The organism is Oleiphilus sp. HI0117, assembly GCF_001635235.1.
The window spans coordinates 1-1,904 of the sequence record NZ_LWGA01000999.1; the positions used below are offsets into that span (position 1 = coordinate 1).

Consider the following 1,904-nt stretch of genomic DNA (forward strand, 5'->3'; position numbering starts at 1 on the left):
TGAGTTTTTAGAGCAGCTTGCAGGCAAGGCTATTGATTACGCAAAAAATGAAGTAGAAGAGCTTAAAGCCTATATGAAAGAAGAGTTCGGTGTGGCTGAACTGAATCCCTGGGATGTGGGCTATTATTCCGAAAAGCTTCGACAGGCTCGTTTTGATATTTCGCAAGAAGCGTTAAAGCCATACTTCCCAGCACCAGTGGTTCTGCAAGGCATGTTTGATGTGGTTCAGAAACTGTTTGGCATTGAAGTCAAAGAGCGCCCTGAGGTGAAAACCTTCCACCAAGATGCTCGCTATTACAGCATTTATAGCGAGGGTGAAGAAGTAGCTGGTTTCTATCTGGATATCTATGCCCGAAAAGACAAACGTGGTGGCGCCTGGATGGCAGACTGTCGTGCACGCAGACGTTTGGCCGATGGCTCTGTGCAAATGCCGGTAGCTTTCTTGGCGTGTAACTTTACACCGCCTGTTGCGGATGAGAGCGGTAATCTGGCAGATAGCTTGTTAACTCACAATGAAGTGACGACACTGTTCCATGAGTTCGGACATGGTTTGCACCATATGTTAACCAAAGTCGATGTTGCTGGGGTATCAGGTATTTCTGGGGTGCCTTGGGATGTGGTTGAACTGCCAAGTCAGTTTTTGGAAAACTGGTGCTGGCAGGAAGAATCGATAGCTATGATCAGTCGTCACTACCAAACAGGAGAAGCGCTGCCGAAGGATATGTTGGATAAGATGCTAGCAGCGAAACACTTTCAAAGTGGCATGATGATGATGCGCCAGCTTGAGTTTGCCTTGTTTGACTTCCTCTTGCATAGAGATTACTCAGAAGCAGATAACACCGATGTGCAAGCAGTGCTGGAGTCTGTTCGAGAGCGAGTTGCGGTAATTGATTCGCCAGAATATACGCGTTTTAGCCACTCCTTTAGCCATATATTTGCTGGTGGCTATTCGGCGGGTTATTACAGTTATAAGTGGGCAGAAGTCTTAGCAGCAGATGCGTTTTCCCGCTTTGAGGAAGAAGGTGTCTTTAACGTGCAAACGGGTAAAGACTATAAAGAAAAAGTGCTCGAAGTAGGTGGTTCAATTGAAGCGATTGATATGTTTACCAGCTTCCGCGGTCGTAAGCCAAGTGTTGAGCCATTGCTTAAGCAGGCGGGAATCAAGGTATGACGCAGAAGATAACCAAGCGCTTTATCGCAGGTGCCGTATGCCCTCGTTGCGGTGAGATGGACAAGTTAGTGACGTATTCATCTGATGAAGGCACCTTTAAAGAGTGTGTCGCCTGCGACTTTACTGAGAAGCAAATAGCACAAGTTGAAATGTCAGAGCTTGATACGCGGGTTAATCATATCCCCTCAGGCCCTGATGACGAGCAGGCTCAGATAGTCCAGATTGTTGAGCTTAAGCCGAAGTAATTGTTCGCTTGAGCTAGGCCACTAAACTTCAGATTGTCCCTCTAATATAGCGATTATATTGGATAAGGCTTCCCTCATATCAGCCATAGTTTGTGTGCGTTTGATAATGGTAGGAAGCTGATCTTCCAAATTAGTTAATTTCGGAGGGATACGTCGAATGCCTTCGGTAATAAATTCATAGGGATAATGGTGGTCTTGTATGCTGAGCTTATTAAGCTCGGCAATTTCCTGGGAAAACTGGCTAATAATGTCATAGATAATGTCTTTGTGTTCGAGTGAGGACGCCTCCCAGTAAGCCGCATCCAATAGCTCGTGAAACGCGAGAAACTCATTCATAACATTTGAAATGGCAGGTTTAGGCATGACCTTTGGCTCCTGAGAACATCAGTTTTGACATATTTGTATATAAGAAAGCCTAGCAGAAGAGGCTGTAAAGGTAAGGCAGGCAGTAATAAATTTGTCGGTCACTGTTTCATAAGTGCCCAGTT

General features: G+C 45.5%; 3 protein-coding genes. 2 read left to right on the forward strand and 1 reads right to left on the reverse strand.

What is annotated here, in order from left to right:
* Positions 1 to 1,171 (forward strand): M3 family metallopeptidase (locus A3757_RS17975; protein WP_197470118.1); only part of this gene is annotated, 1,171 nt, incomplete at its 5' end.
* Positions 1,168 to 1,416, forward strand: a complete 249-nt coding sequence (locus A3757_RS17980; RefSeq protein ID WP_082865221.1) for a YheV family putative zinc ribbon protein — start codon at positions 1,168 to 1,170, stop codon at positions 1,414 to 1,416. The genes A3757_RS17975 and A3757_RS17980, both read left to right, overlap by 4 nt.
* Positions 1,417 to 1,437: 21 nt before the next feature.
* On the opposite strand, the gene A3757_RS17985 is transcribed toward A3757_RS17980, so the two are convergent.
* The gene (locus A3757_RS17985) at positions 1,438 to 1,779 is read right to left on the reverse strand and encodes a hypothetical protein (RefSeq protein WP_068510893.1); all 342 of its coding nucleotides are present in this window, start codon (positions 1,777 to 1,779) and stop codon (positions 1,438 to 1,440) included.
* Between the last annotated feature and the right edge of the window lie 125 nt (positions 1,780 to 1,904).